This window comes from Bacteroidales bacterium (assembly GCA_014860575.1).
Lineage (GTDB): Bacteria > Bacteroidota > Bacteroidia > Bacteroidales > JAAYJT01 > JAAYJT01.
In genome coordinates this window covers 1-21,518 of record JACZJK010000039.1, presented here as the reverse complement: position 1 = coordinate 21,518, position 21,518 = coordinate 1, and the positions used below count along the sequence as shown (strand labels likewise).

Below are 21,518 nucleotides of genomic sequence, written 5' to 3'. Positions count from 1 at the left end.
TTTTTCGCCTGACTAGTATAACTGAGCCTGTTGCTGTATATATTATATTAATAGACTATGTTTTGTAATTCTTAAAACTATTTCTATTTAAACCATCAATACTGTAAAAACTACATCTTTATGATTCTTCCCTTCGTTTTTCCAAATCATTTTGCATCAGCATGCAGGTTTTATGATCAATTGCATAGAAGTAAAGAAGTATGGCGCAGGACATATAAAGAACCCCCGGGAAAACTGATATCATCAGTTTTATTCCGTTGAGCGAAGTTGCAGTCTGCTCAATATTCGGCACAAACCTGAAAAGTGCAAGCATCCATCCTGCAAGTGCGCCGCCAATTCCCCACCCTGCTTTCTGGGCAAAAGTGGCAGCCGAGAACACAAGCCCGGTGGCACGTCGGCCAAATTTCCATTCAGAAAAGTCGGCGGTATCGGCAAGCATGGTCCATAGCAAAGGCACCGCAGGTGCGTAAGTGAATTTAGCGAGGATGTTTAGAATGTAAATGCTGTAAATGTTGTTGTTACCTGGGATGTAAAGCAGGATGAAAAACAAACCTGATATCAGCGAACTGGCAACATATACGTTTCGTTTTCCGAACCGCTTTGCTAAAGGTTTTGACAATGGTATACCAAGGATCAGAGCAATGGTTCCTATTATATTGAACAGTTGTACGCTTTCCTCTTTGCCGATATAGTATTTGAAGTAATAGGCAATGGAAAGGTTTTGCATAGCAAACATGATAAAAGAAATGATGCCCACAAAAAACAGAATCACCCATGGTCGGTTCCGAAACAAATTGCGGATGTCTTCCTTCAGATTTTTCTGTTGAGTCGGAGGCGGTTTCACCCTTTCGCGGGTGGTTTTAAATGTGATCATGAATAGTATAAAACTGATTACCGCAAAAAGTATCAGGGTGTATTGATAACCTTTGGCATTATCGCCTTTGCCAAAATAATTGGCAAGGTAAAGCGCTGTACCTGTCACGATAAACTGCCCGATAAAGGCAAAAATAAATCGGTAAGAATTCAGTCCCGCCCGTTCATAGGAATCGGCGGTCATCACAGCGCCCAGGGAGGAGTAGGGCAGGTTGATGGCTGTGAAAACGGTCATCAGCAGGAAGTATGTAACTCCTGCATAAATTACTTTTCCGGTTGGGCCAAAATCCGGTGTAGTAAATGTGAGAACCGCCAACACGCTGTATGGCAGTGCCATCCAAAGCAGGTAGGGCCTGAATTTCCCCCAACGGGTGTTGGTGCGATCGGCAATTACACCCATCAACGGATCGCTGATCATATCCCAAACACGGGCTATCAGCATAATGGTGCCGGCTGCTGCTGCAGAAATCCCGAAAGTATCGGTATAAAAAATCAATATCCAGAAACCCACCATGTCCCACACAAAATGCGAGGCGGTATCGCCCAGGCCATACCCTACTTTTTCCTTAATAGATAGTTTTGTGACGATTTTATTCATGGATCTCTGTGTTTATCGTTTTTGGCATGGGTAGAGACGCCATGCATGGCGTCTCTACGCTGATGCAACTTAAACCGAAACCAACAACCGGTCAATTTCACCATTTCGGCTAAAAATCAGGGTGCTGATCCGGTGGTTCAATACCCGTCCGGGGATTTCCTCGGTGCTTCCATCAGCATAATAAACACTGATCTTTTTCTTGCCGCTGAAATCCAGTATAATGGGTGTCAGGCAGAATGTAAATCCCATTTGTCCTTTTTCGAGTGATATCTGCCTTGGTTCACCCGTTATTGAAATAAACTCAAACACCTGGCTCTCTTTAAGAATTTCGTCTTCGTTTACCAAAGCCGGTTCGAACACAATATTGCCGTTAACAACCGTAATTGCCATTTCACCAAACCTTGCAATTACATCTTCCTTTACCTGGCCTGTCAGACCCGGTTGTTTGGCACCTGCATTGGCAGGCGTATGGGAGTGAGCGTCGGTAGGGAAAGCGCCATACAATTCAGGATTTTTGTAAAGCCCGATCCCTGCTTTGATCTCATAATAGTGCTCCTTTAATTGACCGGTAATAGCTGAAGGGGCGCCTTCGGCCACCGCCTTGAAGAAACATTCTTGCGTGGCCAGCAGCAGTTTTGAAACCATGTGCCAGTATATAGAACCCAGGCCTTCGTACCCGAAAAAGGTTCCTGAACGCCCGGTAAACGACTGATGGTCGAATACTTCTTCATAAATAGAAAGTATGGTATCCTTTTCTTCCTCAACAATCTGGCTGTAGCTTCCAACCTTTAGTTCGCCCAGGGCTTTTTCCAGCATGTCAGCATTTCGGAATGCGCTGTTAAAATGATACTCACCCAGAGCATCCTGCTGAATGATAGTAGTGTTTTTATCGGCAAGTAATTTTTTCAGCAAAGTTGATTTTTCGACCAATTCTTCGGGAACCCAGTTTTTCTCTGTAAAGCCTGGTAAAATCCTGTCGGGATAAAGCATGTAGCTGTACTGATCTTGCCTGTACATACTGCTTTTTTTCAGGGCATGAAGCAACTCCAGGCTTTCCTCGCTGCTTAGGTAACCCGAACTCAGCACTGCTACCTGTCCTTCAAGCATCTCATATAGGTGACGGATCCGTATGCCATCAGGCTTCAAAGCAATCAGGTTGTAAGCATGATACAACGCATCTTTTCGCTTATTAGCCCTGATGGAGTGATCAATGTACTTCAGGCAAAGCTTGAAAAATGCAACCAGGTTTTTCACCTGTAGCTGGCGTTTTACGCCTGAGAATGAATATTTATAAATTTCGTCGCGGTATTTGGCATGTGCTTTACCAAGAAAATCGGCAAAACGGAGCCGGTCAGCATCGGACATTCTACACTTGAGCAATGCAGCATTTTCATCCAGGAATTTGTGAATGCTTTCAAGCAAAGTGGCCACTTCTTCCGAAATTCTCACGCTACTGAAAGAGACGCCGCTGAACTTATTATCCCAGAAATGCAGGAATCTGCGCATGTAATACAAAGTAACCATAGAGGTTCCATTGCCTACCAGGGCGTTGTTGGCGTCGTTCCATTCGGGACGCTGTGTGTTGAGCCAAATACCGGCTTCCGGAATAAAGTTGCTGAGTTTAGAAAGCAGGGCAACGAGGATTTTCTCTGTCAGGTTCACTTTGTAAATTTGTTCATCCTCTTTGCTTTTGAGCATGCAGGCATCGGCGCCAAGGTAGGCAGCCTCTGTTTTGATTTTCTTATCCAATTCAAAATCGAAAACAACGGTGTCCTTTGGGTTCAGTACAATATCTTCATAAGATTTGATGCGGTATGGCACATTGGCGTAGGTATAAATATTGCTGGTAAGCAGGTGTTCGATTTTGCCGGGATGGAAGTTGAAAGAAAGTTCAAGCAATTTTTGCAGGTAAATGATCTGGTGGTCACCCCAGTAACCGATATACGCCCAGGGGTCATTGGGTTCGGGAACTTCCCAATCCATGCCGTCGCGCATGATGCGGTAAGGGTTGTAGCCGTCAATGGTTGAGGAATTGACGAATTTGGAGATAATGCCTTCGGTAAATTCAGGAAATGAATGGCAGAGAGCTTCCCAATTCTGGAAGATGTCACGCCAGTTGCCTTCGTAATAATATTTTACCGAACCGTCAGGGTTTTTGGTTTCGATGGAGAACCTGTTCCATGGCCTGCTGGGATCGCCATGTCGGCGACTGAAGGTCAGGGGCAGGTATTCGCCGGTGATTCGAATCAGGTCGGAATCGTTGGTTTTTTCTGTGTGGCCAATCAGATCAGCATAAGAAATGTTGGCTGGGAGTTTGTCGAGCCAATGCTGGTATTCTTTACTCAGCAAGCGGTTGATCTGCCATAGGTAGCGCTTGAAATCTGCCTTATCAATCATGTAATTATTGACAAAAACTCCACCCCTCATAATGTTGAAGAGCGTATTGGTGTAATGCCGGGCAGAGCACATTTCGGTGTTGGTTACCTGGAATCCATCTGAAAGGGATACCATGCGCCTGAGGTTTTCAGAGCCTTTTTCAATGTCGGCCAAGATGAGTTCAACCGGATTTTTAGTGTTGATAATGAACTGGTTCAGGTTCACAACATCGGTAGTACTCTGGTTAATTTCGGCGATGGTGAGCCATTTTTGTTTGTCATCTACTTTTAGGTTGAGCCGGGAATTGATAAAGTATGCTCCACGCGTTGCCCGGATATTTTCTTCAGTTTCTACAGCTTCACCCTGCAAAAATTTACTCAGCTGCTGATCTGAAATCAGGATATTGACCTTTTCTCCCAGGCCGGTTGACCAGACTGTAGTGGCAAAAAGGGCCTCGCTGGGTTCGGCACGGTCAACCGGGATAGCGCTGAGCATGAAAAGGCCCAGTGTGCTGTCTTCGGCTTTTTCATTCTTTTTGTAAGCATCCGCCAGGTTGCTGAATTCATTCTGAAAATGATATCCCACCCCGTAAGGAAGTATGTTCAATAAACCATCCAGCACATCAACAGTAAGTGGTTTGCCGGAGTTATTGATGAGGGTGGATTCTTTGACAAACCCGTATTTTTCGCTATTGTACCAGCCATATCTGAAACAGAGTCCAAGTGCAGAGTTGATCTCTTCGAAGATGATCTTGTTCCCATAAATATTTTTATAGATGTTGCGCGTGGCGTTGTAAAACCTCAGCGAATCATCAGTAAATGGTTCCCATAAAAATGTGTTACCTTCTTGTCTTACTAAGAAATATGAACGGCTGCCGGTTTTGCCTTTGTAGTCATGGATTTTGTCAACGGTATAATACGGAAACAGCGCATGCTCAGGGTTTTTGCGACCCGCTGTGAGTGAACCGTTGCTTGATATAAACATCCAATGGTCAGAATCGCTCACGATGCTGATAAAGAAATCGGGCATTTCCTGGTAGTTTTTTATCTGATAGAACTTTTCACCATCCATTTCTAAAAACTGACCCGAAACTCCTGACTTTTCAGTGATGATCTCATTGTTTCCGAGGAATATGGTTTGCTTTTTCATTTTTGTTAAAAGATTGAAAATTTGTGCTGGTTCTTATATACTGGTTCTACGTTATTGTCAGTGTCTTTATTAAACCACTGGCAAATTTTGTAACGAACTTGCGAATAACCCGATAGCAAAGCTAACTACCTATTTACTGCTAAACCAAATTTTCATATACGTCAAGGCTGCAGCATTACGATTTTTATACTACATCAAAAGCACATCAAACAAGCAATAAATGCTTGTATATCTGCTTATTGAAGGTGCTTAATGGCTGTTAAGTTGAACCTATGGCTTCACACAAAAAGGAATGTTGGCCGTTGCTGCGTTATTGTGCCCGTCGAAAACATAGACAAAAAGGCGATACTCGCTAGGTGTTGCAGGTGCAGTAATGGAGATTGTATTTTCCTTAGTATCCTGGCCAAAAATGGTTTCAGGCCGTGGTTCAAAATCGCCTCCATCGCTATGATTTTCACGAGGTACTTCGGCAAGCATCTCCCAACGGTAAGTGAGATTGTCGCCATCAGGATCGGTAGCATACACTTTGGCTTCAATTTGCTCTGAAGCAGTGAGATAAATATTGTCGTAAGCTGTTTGGCCATTTAACAGAAATTGTTGTAGTTGTGGCGCCCGATTTTCAGGCCATTCCCCGGTCCAAACATACTGCATAACATCCACTGATTCGGTTTTTTCGCCGCTTTCAAGGAACATGCCGTACCATGTGGGAGTGCGTTCCTGTTTCTGGCCCCATAAGAACACCGTTGAGCCTATGCAATGGTATGCATCGGAGGCGATTACTTTTTCATAACGTTCTTTGTAAGCCTTTGCCTTTACATGACTGTTTTCCTCGATGGGCTGTCCCCAGGCCGTGAGGGGAACTTCCCAATGGCCTGTTGCACCCCATTCGGTAACGGCATAAGCGCCCTGGTATCCGCTTTCGGCGATATAATCGGGAAGGTTAACAATGCTGCCATATAGTTGAATACTGAGAAAATCAAGTGAAGGGCAACTTTCAACCACAGCCCGGACATCATTTGCCCTGGCTCCCGCCAACATGGTTGTGGTGAGATGATTGGGATCCAACTCCTTGATCATTTCTGAAATCTCGTTCACGGCATCCCACACTTTTTGATTGGTGTAATGCAGGTTTAGTTCGTTTCCGATGCCCCATGCCAGCAAAGCGGGATGGTCCTTATACTTTAGTACCTCTTTCTTCACAGTTTCGAATTGTAGTTTTACAGCTTCCTTATCATCGTAGTCAAAACCATGCCTTTCCTTTGCTATATCAAGACCCATCAGCACCATTAATCCATTTGTTTGGGCTTCGTCCAGAATCTGTTGCCCGGTAAACCTATCGCTGCCAGTGCTCCATGTTCTGATCGTGTTTCCTCCATGACTGGCAACAGAATTAATATTATATCCTGATGAACCTGCCCCATTAATATAGAATGGCTCACCATCTACATAAACCTGGTAACCAAAAGATTCTTTTATCAGCTCAACTTTTACCGGAGCATTTTCTGTTGTTCCGGGTTCGCCATTGTAACAAGCAAACAATCCGGTAAGCGAGATAAAAAATATCAATAATTTAAATTCTATTTTCATCATTGCGTTTTTTGTGTTCTTCGTTTTCACTTGCACAACTTCTGAATCAGATTTTCACTTTTTTATCAAAATTCCCTCCAGCTCCTCAAGAGATTTATTTTTGGTTTCCGGAAGCGTGATAGCAATAATCACCAGTCCCACAGCGGCAAAAAGCCCGTAAATGAGGAAAGTGACCGAACTGCCAAAGGTGGCCAGTTCCCAGGGAAATACCAGTTGCACCAGGAAACTCACGCCTGAATTAATAAACCCGACAAAAGAAATAGCAATCCCACGAATATAATTAGGGAATATCTCAGAGAACAGCACCCACATAACGGGTCCCAATGAAATGGCAAAAGAGGCCACAAAGCCAATGATTCCTAACAAAATCAATAATGCATTCATTTGCGTAGCTGCTGCCATCAGGTCGGCTTCCACGCTTTTTGCTTCTTCCGGGCCAAAAGCCTGTCTGATCGCCTGTTTAAAAACTACATCAGTGTTAAAGGTTTTGCCTGCAAGAGTTTCAACATTTACACGGTCAATTTGGGCGGGTAAATTTTCAATGGATTCCTGGCTTAAAGAATAAGTAGCCTGATGAAAGCCCCACGACAATACAAACATGCTGATGGCTATGCCCGTTAATCCAACAATTAAGAGTATTTTTCGTCCGAACCGGTCAATAAACATGATGGCCAGGATAGTGAAGACAACATTGGTAAGCCCAACCAAAATAGCTTGTGAAAAAGATGCATCAGCACCAATTCCGGATTGCTCAAAAATCATCGGAGCATAAAAAAACACGGAATTAATTCCTGTTATTTGCTGTAGTACAGCCACAACAACACCGATAATTAATACGATACGAATGGCCGGTTTAAACAATGCTGACAATGGTACCTTCTTTTTTGGAGTTGCGGCAATAAAACTTGCTTTTACTGCTTCCAGATCTTTGAGTGCCTGATCCGCAGTGCTAACTTTTTTTAAAACATTCAACGCTTCACCTTCTCTGCCTCTCATAAGTAGCCAGCGCGGACTGCGGGGTACAATGAACAAAAAGCCGAAATACATCACGGCAGGCAGGGTTTCAAGGCCTAGCATCCAACGCCATTGATACTGGTCAATGCCCAAGGATTTTGCCCAGGCCAGATCACTCTGGCTCAGACGCAGGATCAGGTAATTGGTAAAAAATGCTATTGAAATGCCGAGCACAATGTTCAACTGATTCAATGATACGAGGCGGCCACGCAATTTCGGGGGTGCAATTTCAGCGATGTACATGGGTGCAATAATCAAAGCGGCGCCTACGCCAAATCCACCAATCATACGGGCAATGACAAGTGATATAAAATCAGGAGCCAATGCAGAAGCCAATGCTGAAAAAGCAAAAAATACCGCTGCCCACCTCAAAACATACCTTCGCCCATAAGTATTGCTTAGTGGGCCGGAAATCATCATAGCCAAAGTAGCTGTAAGAGTAAGAGAGCTTACAGCCCATCCCAATTGCAGTTTGCTCAGATTGAATTCTGGTTCAATAAACCGGATAACACCAGATATAACCGATGCATCAAATCCCATGAGGAAGCCGCCCAATGCCACAATAAGGGATATCTTAACTGTATATTTTTGCTCTTTGCTCATCTTGTTTTGTTATATCCGCAGGCAAGAAGATTGCTGTGACAATTCACTTGCCCCACTCAGTTAATGATATTTGATTAACATCAAGCTAATTACATTGGCGTGGTTTTTTGAATGGCCGCTGAATTGATTCAATTATTCCTGATAAACGCGTATCCAGTCCACCTGCATGGTTTGCGGAAATACTGTGGTTTCATCCGGCGATCCCGGCCAGTTTCCTCCCACAGCTATATTCAAGATCATAAAAAAGTTGTTTTTAAATGCATTAAAACCAGCAGGGCTTATATCTGCAGTAAAATATTCAATATCGCCAACATAGGCTCGTATTCCCTGAGAATTCCACCTTATACCGAAAATGTGGAAATTATCTGCAAAGATCCCGGAAGGCAGGGTGTGTGAAAGACCATAGTTAGCATGCTGACCATTGTTATTCCAGTGAATAGTAGCATGGCATGTATTTTCGCGATTTGCACCACCCACCATCTCCATGATGTCAATTTCGCCGCAAGTTGGCCAGCCTACCTGGTTAAAATTGGCACCCAGCATCCAGAAAGCCGGCCAGATACCCTGCCCGTAGGGAAGTTTAATACGGGCCTCTATTCTACCATACTTTACATCAAATTTGCCTTGTGTGGTGAGTCGTGCTGATGTGTAATTTCTACCGCCAAACTGTTCTTCCCGGGCAGTAATGGTTAGAACACCATCTCCCACATAGGCATTGTTTTCCCTATCAGTATAGTATTGCAGTTCATTGTTGCCCCATCCGGTGCCTCCAATCTCAGAATTCCATTTTGCCGGGTCAGGCAAGCCAGTGTAGTTGAATTCTTCAGCCCAGATCAGGTTAGGATCGTAGTTTGGGTCGTCCGATGCAATTGTTACAGATTTGGTAGTGGAAAATTCAATATTGTTGAGAAAAATCACCAAACTGATGTTGAAATTGCCTGCATAAGGGAAATAGGCTGTGTGTTCAGTCTGGTTCTGAAATTCTAAACCCCGGTATCTCCACTCAAAAGAATTGTATTGACCAAGTGTAGTATTTTTGAGCAGTACATAATTTGGATTGGCTGGATCAACGATCGCGGTAAAGTCAACCATCAGTTCATCTTTAGCGATGCTGATTTTTTTTGTGACCGATCTGCTTGTGCCAGAAAAGTTTGTGAGCTGAAGGGTTACATCGTAACTTCCGGCAAGCGAGTAAAAAGTCTCAGGATGAATATTTTTATCAGTGATAGTATCAATGACGCCATTACCGAAGTTCCATACCATCCAGTAATACTCGCCAGTGGATTTATTTGTGAACCTGATTAGGTTTTCGCTCAGAGGTTCAAAACTGAAATCTGCTTTAAAGTCAGGCTCATCATTTTTCTTACAACTGATAATGCTGAGCAATAAGAGGGCAATCAGCATTGCTGGAGTGAGCCGGCACACGACATTGCCTATTATGGTTTCGGCTTTTTGTTTCATGTTTGGAGCTTTAAAGTCAATTAAATCATTAAAGCGTGGTTTTTCAGGTTTGTGTTTGTAAGGAAGTTGCAGCCAGGATAAAGTTTATCCTGCCTGCAACGCTTACGTTTTGTTAACCAAATTTAATGATTATGAGAAACCATTTTAATATCACTTATAGATTTGCTAACTATTCGGGTTTAACACTAGTAAAGGTGTGGTACCAGGAGAAGGTATCGTCCTCTTTGATTCTTACCCTCAATATGTTTTCGGTAACTTCAATTATATCATATTCGCTTGAACCAACCCACCAGCACATGAAGCCATCATTAGAGAATGTCATCGTGGTACCTCGATATTGCCCTACTTCTGCTGCCAGTGATGAGGATGGAGACAAGGCGATATTTTTAACTCCATAAATTGAAGTAGCTACCGTTTCATCATGACAAACATCGCCTTCAACACCGATTTTCCCTGCATAGGTTCCGGGTACAAAGGCAGGTCCGGTAGTTTGCTCAAAGCTCATTCCCATTTCGGTTTTTGTAAACACAAATTCTGCCGTGTACATACAGGCTTTATCAGGATCGTTGGGTTGAATGCTCCACCAGGCTGCATAGGTAAACTCTTGGTTACCATTGTCTTCTGATGTCGGTCCCAAACCAGTATGGCCGGGCTGATCGGATGCCCAATACCAGGTTTTGGAACTTCCACCGGTAAGAAACTCAACAGCCTGCGGATCCTCGAAAGTGCTCAACACTTCCAGTTGGGTAGATTTGCTCGATAATATTCCACCGGTTCCAACAGCCTGAACAGTAACGTTGTATGCGGTTATTCCGGTGATGGAGAATCGCTTTGTTACTTTCCCGCTACCCGTGATTACTTTACTTGAACCATCTCCAAAATCAAAAGTGTAGGTGATGGCGTTTGAAGCAGTGGCTGTGAAATTCACAAAACCTGTTCCGTCTCCGAATGGATTCTCTGCATCAGCTCCCACGATTTGGTGAGTGATGGTAAGATTTGTCGGAGCCACCAATTCACCCATATCGTATTGATCTTCCCGGCAGCTACTAAAAACCATAAGCAAGCCTGCCATTGCAATGAATAAAAATTGACTTAATCTTTTCATGGTGTATTGTTTTTTAATTTTTTACAAGTTTATATCTCCACCATCCACCACCAATGCTGATGTCAACAATCATCACTGTGTTGTCTTCCGACAATTCGATGATATACGTGATGGTTTCGGGTGCATCTCCCGGGATGGTTAATTCCCCCCCGTTGAAAACTTTGGGAAGTCCGAGATATGCTCCAACTCCGTTGAGTGTAACTGTTCCTTCTGCTTCATCATAAACATAAGTGGCACTGGTTGATCCGTCATGAGGGGCAACGGGTGTGTTGCATCCCTCAGGAGATGCTCCCTGCCATGGTTCAATCCAGGTCTGATCACCTAAAATATTGCTGAATGAGCCATTAGCGCCAAAAACATAAAGGTCGTCGAAATAGCAGGCTCTCTCAGTAACACCGGCAGTGCTAATTGACCACCAGGAAATATCGCCCTGATTGGGTCCAACGCCAAGTGATCCGGCTTCGGCGGCCATCTGCCAGGTTCCGGTGAGAGGAGTAATAATCCCACCATCTTCTTTTATAAGCTTAAACCTCCACCATCCGCCACCGATACTTATGTCGAGAATCATGGTTGAACCATCATCTGATAAATCAACAATGTAAGTAATGGATTCCGGGGCATCATTGGGATTGGTAAGCTCGCCACCGTTGAAAACCTTTGGGAGTCCCAAGTAGGCTCCCTTGCCATTGAGGGTGATGGTTTCTGCAGCAGCATTATATACGTATGTTGCTGCTACCGATCCATCGTGAGGAGCAACAGGAGCGTGGCATCCCTGAGGGGTCACTCCCTGCCAATCTTCAACCCAGGTTTCAGCACCTAAAACATTGCTGAAGGTTCCATTGGCAGCAAATACATAAAGGTCGTCGAAATAGCAGGCTCTTTCACTTACACCGGCATCATCAATAGCCCACCATGAGATATCACCCTGGTTTGGACCAACGCCCATTGAACCGGCTTCAGGCGCCATTTTCCATGTACCTGTTATTCCGGTACCTGGCACTGCTGCTGTTAATCGTACATCATCGAAATAATAGGTTGAACCATCTCCAACATTGCCAAAATCGAAGAAGAAAACTATTTTTTGATATTCCTGGCTTACATCGATTGCCGAGAAGTCGAATTGCAACTCTTCCCACTCATTGCTGACTGTTGTGGTTGCATCCACCTCGTGTGCTATGTTACCATCATTCAAGTTTTCTACTTTCAGTTTTACAACAGCACCAATTTTAGGCGACCATACCTTTATTCTGAAAAGTTTAGTGTTCGAGAAGTTAATCGGATTTCCAAGTGTCAGCAAGCTTCCGGCCCAGACTTCTGCACCTGCGCTTTTTGCAGCCTGCGCAACTTTTGCACTGGTATTTAAACCGCTTGGGTCAGGATTATCAATAACAGTGGACACGTTTCCACCAAAATCAACAAACGCATAGTTTACTGTAAATGATTCGAAGCCAATAGGCAGATTTACAGGATCGCTGGCAGCCGAAATGGTTATCACCTGTGTGTACTCTGTGGTAGCTGATCCACCGCTTTTGGCAACCACTTTGATTTCATAGTCACCAGGCTCATCATAATGATTTGAAGCAACTTCGCCCGGCAATACAGTAACAGGCACTTCATCAATGGTGTCACCAAAGTATATGTCCATAACTGTAGCATAAGTAGCAGTTGCAGAAACATTGATGATTCGTGGATTCACACCATCAACCTGGATGGAAACCACAAGATTCTCCGGCGCTTTAAACGAAATATTCAGTTCTGCCTGGTAGGCGGAAGTAAGACCCGTTAATCCAATACCTGCGATCTCAATTGCATAAACACCCTCAGCATAAGTGTGTGTTATCTTATCGTTCATCTCATACTTCGTCGGGGTTTCACCTGCAACGTCGCCAAACTTTACCATATAACCGGTAACTCCTTCAGCCTGGGGCATCATGGTTACAAAACCTGAATTATCCTGTTTGATATCGAAAACAACAGAAGTAATACTTGGCGCATTTACATTATCCAGTTTGTCTATGTTGTCAATTTCCTTTTCACAGGCTAAGCCGGCAAAGAGGGCAACAGCTATCAATAATAAATTTTTCAGCTTGTTCATTTTAATCTAATTTTTTTGATTAGTAACCAGGATTTTGTTGCCAGTTCCCATTTGAAAAGTTTATCTCTTCAATTGGCACGGGAAACAACTCATTTTTACCGGTGGCAAACCCATTAATTTCCTGGGCGGCTTTTCCGGTACGTACAAGGTCGAAGAAGCGATGTCCTTCTCCCATCAGTTCTACATGGCGTTCGTGCCAGATGGCATCGGTAAGTGCATTACCGGTTAAAGTAACGTCATGGTTACTGTTTCCAAATCCCCTGCGCCGAACCTGGTTGAGATATTCCTGTGCCCTGCCGTCGCTGATACCACCCCGGTTGAGAGCTTCGGCAGCCAACAGCAGAACGTCTGCGTATCGGATAGCCCTGTAATTGTTGGGATTGGTAAGGTTGAGATCGTTTTGCGCCTCGGGTGTTCTCTTACGGGGCAAATATTTGCGGTTAAAGTAGCCGGTATGGGCATTTCCTGTTGTGTAAGTAGCGCCCATGGTATCGACCCACGCTACGATATCGAGAATGGTGGCTCCTTTTCTCAGGTCACCGGGCTCGAAGGCGTCAACGGCTTTCTGTACAGGCACATTGAAACTGAAACCAGGAGAAAATATTGGACCTTCATATCCACGCACTCCCTGGAAACCAACAGCTACATTTCCTTCACTGCACTGCAGGCAATCAAATCCTGCACCCTCAACATCGGTGTATTGAACTTCAAATACTGATTCGGAACCATTTTCACCGGGCATTTCCCAGATATCAAAAAAGTTTGGTACAAGTGAGTATTTGCCATCAAGAATCACTTCTTCGAGCACTGTGGCGGCATCAGCAAATTTATCCTGGTACAGATAAGCCTTGCCAAGTAGCGATTTTGCAGCACCTTTGCTTGTTCTTCCGATCTGTACCGGGTTTGCCGGCAGCACCGAGGCAGCAAAGATCAGGTCGGCCTCAATCTGGGCATACACTTCGCTTAGCGGCGCGCGTGGAATGCTAGTTTCGTCGCCTAGTTTGAAGCGCTCATCAATTTTTAATGGTACAGGTCCGAACCATTTCACCAGTTCAAAATAATAGTAGGCACGAAGGAAGCGCACCTCGCCAATCATTTGCTCTTTACCTTCGAAATCAATTTTATCCTGAAATTCCATGAAATAATTTGCACGCTGAACACCTGCAAACATCCAATTCCAAATATCCTTAAGGTTGCTATTGGTGGATGTATGTATCATGTCTCCAACCTGTTGCCAGCCAATTACATCAGTGGGGCTTTCGCCGCCGCAAGCTGAATTATCGGAAGCAATCTCGCCCAGTATTACATTGGGGTAGGTAGCCTGCAATAAATCGTAGGTGGCTACCAAAGCCATATAATAGTCGTCAGGGGCGTTAAAAAAGTTCTCGGAATCAACGGAATACTGCGGGGATATTTTTACAAAATCATCAGAACATGAAAATAATAATGTAAGAGTAAATAGCCCGCCTAAAACTGTTTTGTTGAATAAATTCTTTATCATGACTTTCTGATTATATGTTTACATTAAACCCAAGAATATAAGTGCGTGAAGCGGGATAGAATCCATTATCAAAGCCTGAGCCAATAGGCACACCGCTTGATGCTGCCGGATCATACCCTCTGTATTTTGTAAGGGTAAACAAATTGTTGATGGCAAAAAAGAATCGAACTTCCTGTATTCCAATTCTGGAATTCACCTTTTCAGGAAGACTATAACCAAGCACCATTCGCTGCAATCTTACATAAGAGCCGTCTTCCACATAGAAATCGGAGAAAATATTATTGGCAGTAGCGGCTGTGGTTACCCTGGGAACGTCATTGCTGGTGCCCGGACCTGTCCATCTGTCAAGGATATAGCTCATCCGGTTAACATTAGGCTGCGTGCGCTCATAGTTTCTTACGATATCATTACCGATGCTTGCAAAAGTGTAAGCAGTAAAGTCGAAGTCTTTGTACCTAAGTGTTATATTAAGACCCATGAGGCTTGATGGAATTGGATTTCCAATCATGGTTCTGTCGTCGGAATTGATGGCTCCGTCCTTGTTGGTATCAACAAACCTTATATCACCCGGCTGTGCGATAGCGCCGAGGGCAATCTGCGAAGGGTGAGCGTCAATTTCTTCCTGGGTTTGGAAAATGCCATCGGTCTGATAACCATAAAAATAACCTATCGGGAATCCAACCTGCATACGGGCTGGCAAAGGCTGACCAACACCAAAACTACCACCATCTACAAACCCGGTTCCGTTATTCACTTTCAGCACTTCATTATCCAGGATAGTGAGATTGTAATTTACCTGGTAGCTGAAATCGGAGCCCATCATGCCGCGGTAACCTACTGCGAACTCAAATCCTTGGTTGCGCACAGTTCCGGCGTTGGCTGTTGGAGCTGCTGCACCAGGGGCAAATGTGCCCAAAATGCCTGAAACAGGAATGTTTGGTATCAGCAGATCTTGGGTAGTCTTTACAAAGTAATCGGCAGTCAGTTCAATCCGGTCGTTAAAGAAATTCATATCTACACCTAAATCAAATTGTTCTGATTGCTCCCATTTAATACTCGGGTTGGAAAGCGGGCCAATTGCCCTGCCATTAACAATTTGATTGTCCAGAATGTAAGTACCTTCGCCATCCAGTGTTGAGATAAAACGGTAATCTCCAATTTTGTCTGAACCCAGGAATCCATAACTCAGCCTCAGCTTGAGGAGGTTCATATTATTGAATCTTTCCATAAAATTTTCTTCCGATACAATCCAACCGAGAGTGGCCGATGGGAAGTATGCCACAGCGTTGTCAGGGCCGAATTTTGTTGAAGCATCACGCCTGACAATCACAGATGCAAGATATTTGTCGTGATAGCTGTAAAGACCGCGTGCAAAATAGGAAAGCCTTCGCTGATCATAAGTATATGATCCGGCAGATTTAACATCAACCAATCCGTTGGCCAGGCTGATATCAGCAAAATCCCATGAATTGTTGGGAACATCCCAGCCGGTAGCGCTCAGGTTGTCACCGTAGGATTTAAAAACCGTGGTTCCCACAGTGCCGGTAAAGCTGTGCACATTGTTAACTATATTGTCATAAGTAACAAACGCATCAAATGTGTAATCGTTGAAGTTGTCGCGGCTCTGAAAAACACTGCTGCGGCTAACGTCAAAAACTTTTCCACCATAATCTAACTGCTTGGAAAAGGACTTGTTTTTTGCCGTTGTAGTATTGAACCCGACACGTGCGGTGGCTGTGAAATGTTTAGCAAAGCTTGCATCCAGTCCAACGTTTCCGTTCCATTTGTTCAGGTCATAATCGTTGAAAGTGTTGGCCACCTGCTGCAAGGGATTTATAATTTCAATACCAAGATTCGACGGAGCCAGGAAAAAATCTCCATCAGGTTTGTAGATCGGCACTGTAGAGGGCATGTTTACAGCATTAAACAAAACAGAACCAAGCCCAAATTCATTGAATGATTTACGATTGATATAGGTGTATGTCAACGAAGTGTTCATTTTCAGCCACTTGGCAAGATCAGCACCCATTGCCATTCGGGCAGTATTCCTCTCAAAACCGGATTTGTCGGCACCAATGATACCTTCCTGTCGAAGGTCTGATGCACTGAAGGAGTAATTCATATTGCCCGAACCACCATAAACACTGATGTTGTTATCCATGATAGGAGCTGTTTCAAACAACTTTCCTTGCCAGTCGGTTCCTTTACCAAGTCCCGAAATATTTGGGAATGGAAGTGCCTGGCCATTGGCTGCGTAACTCTCATTAAGTATTACTGCATATTCGGTGGCATTGAGCACCGGAAGCTCTCGTGTGGTTTCCTGCATTCCGAACGAACTATTGACATCCACCCTGGTTGGCATGTCTCTTTTGCCGCTCTTTGTAGTAATCAGAATGATACCGTTTGCACCTACAGTGCCATAAATAGCAGCCTGGGCGTCTTTTAGTACGGTCATCGTTTCGATGTCGTTGGGATTAAGGGTATTCAGATCGCCCTGATAACCGTCAATGATCACAACAGGGGAAGCATCGCCATTAGTAGAGATCCCTCTGATTCTGATATCGAGGCCTGCACCCGGTGCACCTGATTGAGGAGTAACTTGCACACCTGTTATAGTTCCTTGCAGCGCTTCCTCGATCTTAACAGGGTTTAGCCTTCCGATGGTGTTAGACCCTACTGTCGAAACCGAACCGGTGACATCACGTTTCTTAACAGCACCATACCCGATAACCACTAACTCATCAAGACCCATTGATTCGTATTCAAGGTCTACATTCATCATTGCCTGGCCGGTGTATTCCACCTCCATGGTTGTCATTCCTACAAAAGAAAAAACAATTGTAGAGCCCAGAGGCACATTGCTCAGTGTAAATGCACCGTCAATGTTTGTTGATGTTCCCGTAAACGTTCCTTTAATCAATACAGTTACGCCGGGAATTGGCATTCCATCATTCGCAGATTTCACAACACCACTAAGGCTTTGCTGTTGTGCGCTGAGAGATGTTACTATGATCATCATAATGATCACAAAACTTGTAAATTGTTTAATCATAAGGCTTTTTTTGAAGTTTAGCTTTTGTTTTGCACGTCAAATGTATTTCACCAATGCGTTGTAATAAAATATTTACCTTTCTCATAACATCATCATCCTGCTAGCAGCGCTACATCAATAATACATCAGCAGTGACGCCGACGCCTGTTTAACAGTCACATATAAACGGTGAAAGCTAATTCTACGGGTCGCATATTCAACACTTCTATTACTTCGTAAGCTAAGATCCAGAAACAGTCGGTTTTGAGAAAACTGCATGGGTTCTGAATCCAAATTTACTTGACCATCAATATGAGATTATAAAATCTGTAAGGTTGGTGTCGTGATCCAATTGGAGTTTTTTTCTGAGTCTGTAGCGGCTGATCTCAACTCCTCTTAGCGAAATATTCATCAGGTTAGCGATTTCCTTGCTTGAAATGTTCAGGCGCAGGTAAGCACACAGTTTTAACTCGCGGGGTGTTAATTCAGGAAAGTTTTCTTTGAGGCGGGAGAGAAATTCTTCATGCACATTTTCAAAATGGCTCTCAAAAACTTCCCATTGCTTTTCGGTATCAATGCTGCGGTTAATTCTCCTGGTAATGGCGTTTAAACTGTCGGAAACGGGGTGTTTTCCAAGTTCACGGGCTAATTTTCTGAGGTCGTTCTTTAAGGCTACGAGCGATTTGCTTTTCTGAATGATCTGCATGGTTGTATTTGCAAGCTCTTTATCTTTTTGTTTTTTTTCAGAACGCAATTTTTCATTACGCAATTCCATAAGCTCTTTCTCAGCCGTGAGTGATTCAATCTGCAGTTGTTTTTGGAGTTCGGCAAATTTATGTTTCTGCTCTTCTTCAAAAGCTACCTTAACAGCCTCAATGCGATAACGGATATATTTTGCGATCAACACTATAATTAGTAATGCAAAAATGACGTAGGCAAAATATGCATAGCGGCTCAGGTACCAGGGTGGTCTGATCCGAAACTTCAGGCTTGCTTCAGTGCTTTCAACACCAAAAAGATTAATAGCTTTCACCCGCAAGGTATAGTCGCCATGATGAAGGTTGGTGAATTGCCTTGTGCTGAGATTTTGCCATTCAACCCACTCCTGGTCAAAATCTTCGAGCTTAATTAAAAATATCAAACTGCCCGGATTGGTAAAATCATTGGCGGCAAACTCAAACTGAAGGTTGTTGAAACGGTAAGGAAGGTCAGCGTAAAAATTCTCAGATGAGGCAGACCCGCGGAAAAGTACCGAATCAACGCCTGAAAGGATTTCCATCTTACGGATAAAGGCATTAAAAGACTGCTGATAATTTGAAAAAATACCGGGAGTGTAATGTGCGAATCCGTTTTGGGTCGCAAAAAACACATGGGTTTCGTCATAGGGATAAACAAACTGAAACCATTTGATAAACTCTCCTTTCATTTCCCTGAAAGGAATCTCAACTTCTGTAAAGTTTCCATCCTCCCTCAACCTGAAGACTCCGGCATTTTGGGTTGTAAAATACCATACATTGCCTTGACTGTCTTCTTTGAGAATATTCATATCGGTTCGCTTCAGGCGATTCTTGAAGAAAGGATCGGGTACAAAACTTTCCGATTCTTCGTCAAATTTGTACAAATCAATTCCGGTAGTAAAAACCACACGATCAAATACTTCAAAAACGCTGATGTCTTTATCGGAAGGGAAACCATTCCGGCTATTATAAAAATCTACCTGTACAATGCTGTCCCAACTTTCGTTGAAACGGGCGCGAAACACTCCCTTGTATCCATGACTGATCCACAGGCTCCGGCTATCCGCATTGGCCATATACCTCGACGATTCTTTAAACCCTTTTATCTGAACCCCTTTTGACCACTTACCACCAATTCTTTCAAATTTTACCAATGAAGTGTAGGTTCCGCAAATTACAATGTCATTATGCTCATCAGGTTGAAGAAACGTCCAGCCACCCTGAACACCCGAAAGCATTTCGGCTTTGGTTCCATCAATTATAAATATGCCTGAATTATGACCACAAAACAAAGTGCCGTCAATCACCTGCAACGACCAAACTTGTCCTTGTGTGCCACTTACCAGATTAAATTTCTGATCAACTCCACCCTCTTTGAGCATTTCCCAATTTTGATAAAACACACCCCGGTTTGTTCCCAGGTAAAGCAGTCCGTTGTGAATCACCGCAGAGTAACCGGCGCTTAAGTTGTTGTAGGTTGACACATAAGTTAGTGGGGAATTAATGGCTACATAATCAATTCCGTTATCCAGCCCCAGCCAGAGATTGGCATATTGATCAGCACGCACACTGAGTATCGTATTGTTTTGAAGTCCCTTTTCAACATTGATGTGCTGAAGCAGATTGCCGTCGGTATCACAAATTATAAGGCCATCTTGTATGCTGCCAAAAGCATAGGCAGCATCACCCAGCGTTGTCCCAAAATACACCTGTTTTTCCTGTAGCAATCTGGACGCCGGATTTTCCCACAGGATCAGACTGCTGCCATTATAAACATACATTCCCTCTTCGGCAGTAGAAATTAAAATCTTGTCTTGTAACGGCAGCATCACCCATATAAGCTTTCCCGTTAAAGCCTCAGTCCCTCTTAATCTGACAAGCTTATCATCCACCAGTTTATGTAAACCCTTCATTTGATCGTTTACATAAAGCTCACCGTTTATCACAAATGAAAAATGAAGCATTTCAGGCGCTTCTACAACGATTAAGCTATCATTGCGATAGATCATTATCTGGAGGAAGGTTTGGAAGATGATGCTGTTTTGCACTTCATGAATCTTCCAGATTTCATCAAAATCACGATATTTTTCGGGCAGAAGCTGGTGGAGGGGAGTGAAAACAAGTTGGCCGGAGGAGTTAGCCTCGAAGTACCCGAACTCATTGTGTCCTCCGGCATAAACACGGCCATCGCTTGTAGCTTTCACACTTCTAACCACAGATTTTGCCGGCAATGGAAAAGTACGCCATGTTAATCCGTCGAATTCAAGTACACCGTCATTATTGGCAAAATAAGTCAGGCCGTTTGCGCCTATGTCAATCATCCAGGTTTGGGTGCCAATCTTAATGACTGAGGTCTCGTAATTTCTGATTTTTGGTGACCCTATACTCTTGACTTCAGCCTGCAAATACTCAACCGGCGTCAGAAAAAATAGTAGTAATATGAGTATATTCTGAAGCTGGATCACAGAAGTCTGTCTTAAAATGTAAAAATATTATGGTTGGTAAAATTAACAAAATCTTAATATTGACAATCTATTGCGTGCAAAATAGACGTTTACGGTCAATACTTCAACAGAGAATAATAAAAAACCTGCTTTTTAGTTATCAGTATTAACATTCAATTGTGTATAACAAGCATCGGTTTACTGAATCTACCTTTTTTTGTTTAACTAATTTTACGCCGTTAAAAACAATCCTATGACTGGCACGCTATTATTTACATTGCTTCAGATTCCTTCGAACACAACAGGAGACCCCCGCACTGCCCTGGGCTTAATGGAAACCCCGGATGAAATTAAACTTTCAGTTTTTGAACTTGCCCTCAAAGGTGGCTGGATCATGCTGCCTATTGTTCTCTTTTCACTGATTGCCATTTACATCTTCATTGAAAGGTTTATTGTGATCCGAAGGGCTTCGAAAGAGGAACATAATTTCATGAACAATATCCGCGATTTCATGCATGATGGACGTATTGAGTCAGCGCTCACACTTGCGCGTAACAATGATTCTCCAATTGCACGAATGATTGAAAAAGGCATACTGCGGCTCGGAAAACCATTAAATGACATCAACGCTGCCATTGAAAACGTTGGCAAACTTGAGATCGCAAAACTGGAAAAGAACATTGCAGGTTTGGCTACCGTAGCAGGAGTTGCTCCAATGCTTGGTTTTTTGGGAACCGTTATGGGCATGGTACGGGCATTTTACGATATGTCAATGGCTGGCAACAATATTGATATTTCGTTGCTCTCATCGGGCATATACCAGGCCATGGTAACTACAGTTGCCGGGCTTATTGTTGGAATCATTGCCTTTGTATGTTACAATATCCTGGTTGCAAGAATCGAAAAAATAGTATTTATGCTCGAAGCCAGGGCAACAGAATTTA

11 protein-coding genes are annotated in these 21,518 nt (G+C 43.5%); 1 reads left to right on the top strand and 10 read right to left on the bottom strand.

Features of this window, described 5'->3' with window-relative positions; all coding sequences use genetic code 11:
* Positions 1-118 precede the first annotated feature (118 nt).
* From IH597_10510 to IH597_10465, 10 genes are all read right to left on the bottom strand, one after another.
* Positions 119-1,471 carry an MFS transporter gene (locus IH597_10510; protein ID MBE0662887.1) on the bottom strand — a complete coding sequence of 451 codons (1,353 nt, stop codon included), beginning with the start codon at positions 1,469-1,471 and terminating at the stop codon, positions 119-121.
* A gap of 69 nt (positions 1,472-1,540) precedes the next feature.
* The gene (locus tag IH597_10505; GenBank protein MBE0662886.1) at positions 1,541-4,996 is read right to left on the bottom strand and encodes a hypothetical protein; all 3,456 of its coding nucleotides are present in this window, start codon (positions 4,994-4,996) and stop codon (positions 1,541-1,543) included.
* 270 nt (positions 4,997-5,266) lie between these two features.
* A complete protein-coding gene (locus tag IH597_10500; protein ID MBE0662885.1) occupies positions 5,267-6,583 on the bottom strand; it encodes a DUF4434 domain-containing protein in 1,317 nt (438 codons plus the stop codon).
* A 54-nt stretch (positions 6,584-6,637) separates the two neighbouring features.
* Positions 6,638-8,200: a sugar porter family MFS transporter gene (locus tag IH597_10495; protein MBE0662884.1), complete on the bottom strand. Its 1,563-nt coding sequence runs from the start codon at positions 8,198-8,200 to the stop codon at positions 6,638-6,640.
* A gap of 132 nt (positions 8,201-8,332) precedes the next feature.
* Positions 8,333-9,661, bottom strand: a complete 1,329-nt coding sequence (locus tag IH597_10490; GenBank protein ID MBE0662883.1) for a family 16 glycosylhydrolase — start codon at positions 9,659-9,661, stop codon at positions 8,333-8,335.
* A 169-nt stretch (positions 9,662-9,830) separates the two neighbouring features.
* Positions 9,831-10,766 (bottom strand): hypothetical protein, encoded by a 936-nt coding sequence (locus tag IH597_10485; protein MBE0662882.1) that lies wholly within the window; start codon positions 10,764-10,766, stop codon positions 9,831-9,833.
* Between the two features lie 13 nt (positions 10,767-10,779).
* Complete coding sequence (locus IH597_10480; GenBank protein ID MBE0662881.1) at positions 10,780-12,861, bottom strand: hypothetical protein; 2,082 nt, start codon at positions 12,859-12,861, stop codon at positions 10,780-10,782.
* 19 nt (positions 12,862-12,880) lie between these two features.
* Complete coding sequence (locus IH597_10475; GenBank protein ID MBE0662880.1) at positions 12,881-14,362, bottom strand: RagB/SusD family nutrient uptake outer membrane protein; 1,482 nt, start codon at positions 14,360-14,362, stop codon at positions 12,881-12,883.
* A 10-nt stretch (positions 14,363-14,372) separates the two neighbouring features.
* Complete coding sequence (locus tag IH597_10470; protein MBE0662879.1) at positions 14,373-17,414, bottom strand: TonB-dependent receptor; 3,042 nt, start codon at positions 17,412-17,414, stop codon at positions 14,373-14,375.
* A gap of 286 nt (positions 17,415-17,700) precedes the next feature.
* Positions 17,701-20,595 (bottom strand): hypothetical protein, encoded by a 2,895-nt coding sequence (locus IH597_10465; protein MBE0662878.1) that lies wholly within the window; start codon positions 20,593-20,595, stop codon positions 17,701-17,703.
* Positions 20,596-20,905: 310 nt separating this feature from the next.
* On the opposite strand from IH597_10465, the gene IH597_10460 reads away from it, so the two are divergent.
* On the top strand, positions 20,906-21,518 hold a 613-nt coding region (locus IH597_10460), incomplete at its 3' end, for a MotA/TolQ/ExbB proton channel family protein (GenBank protein MBE0662877.1).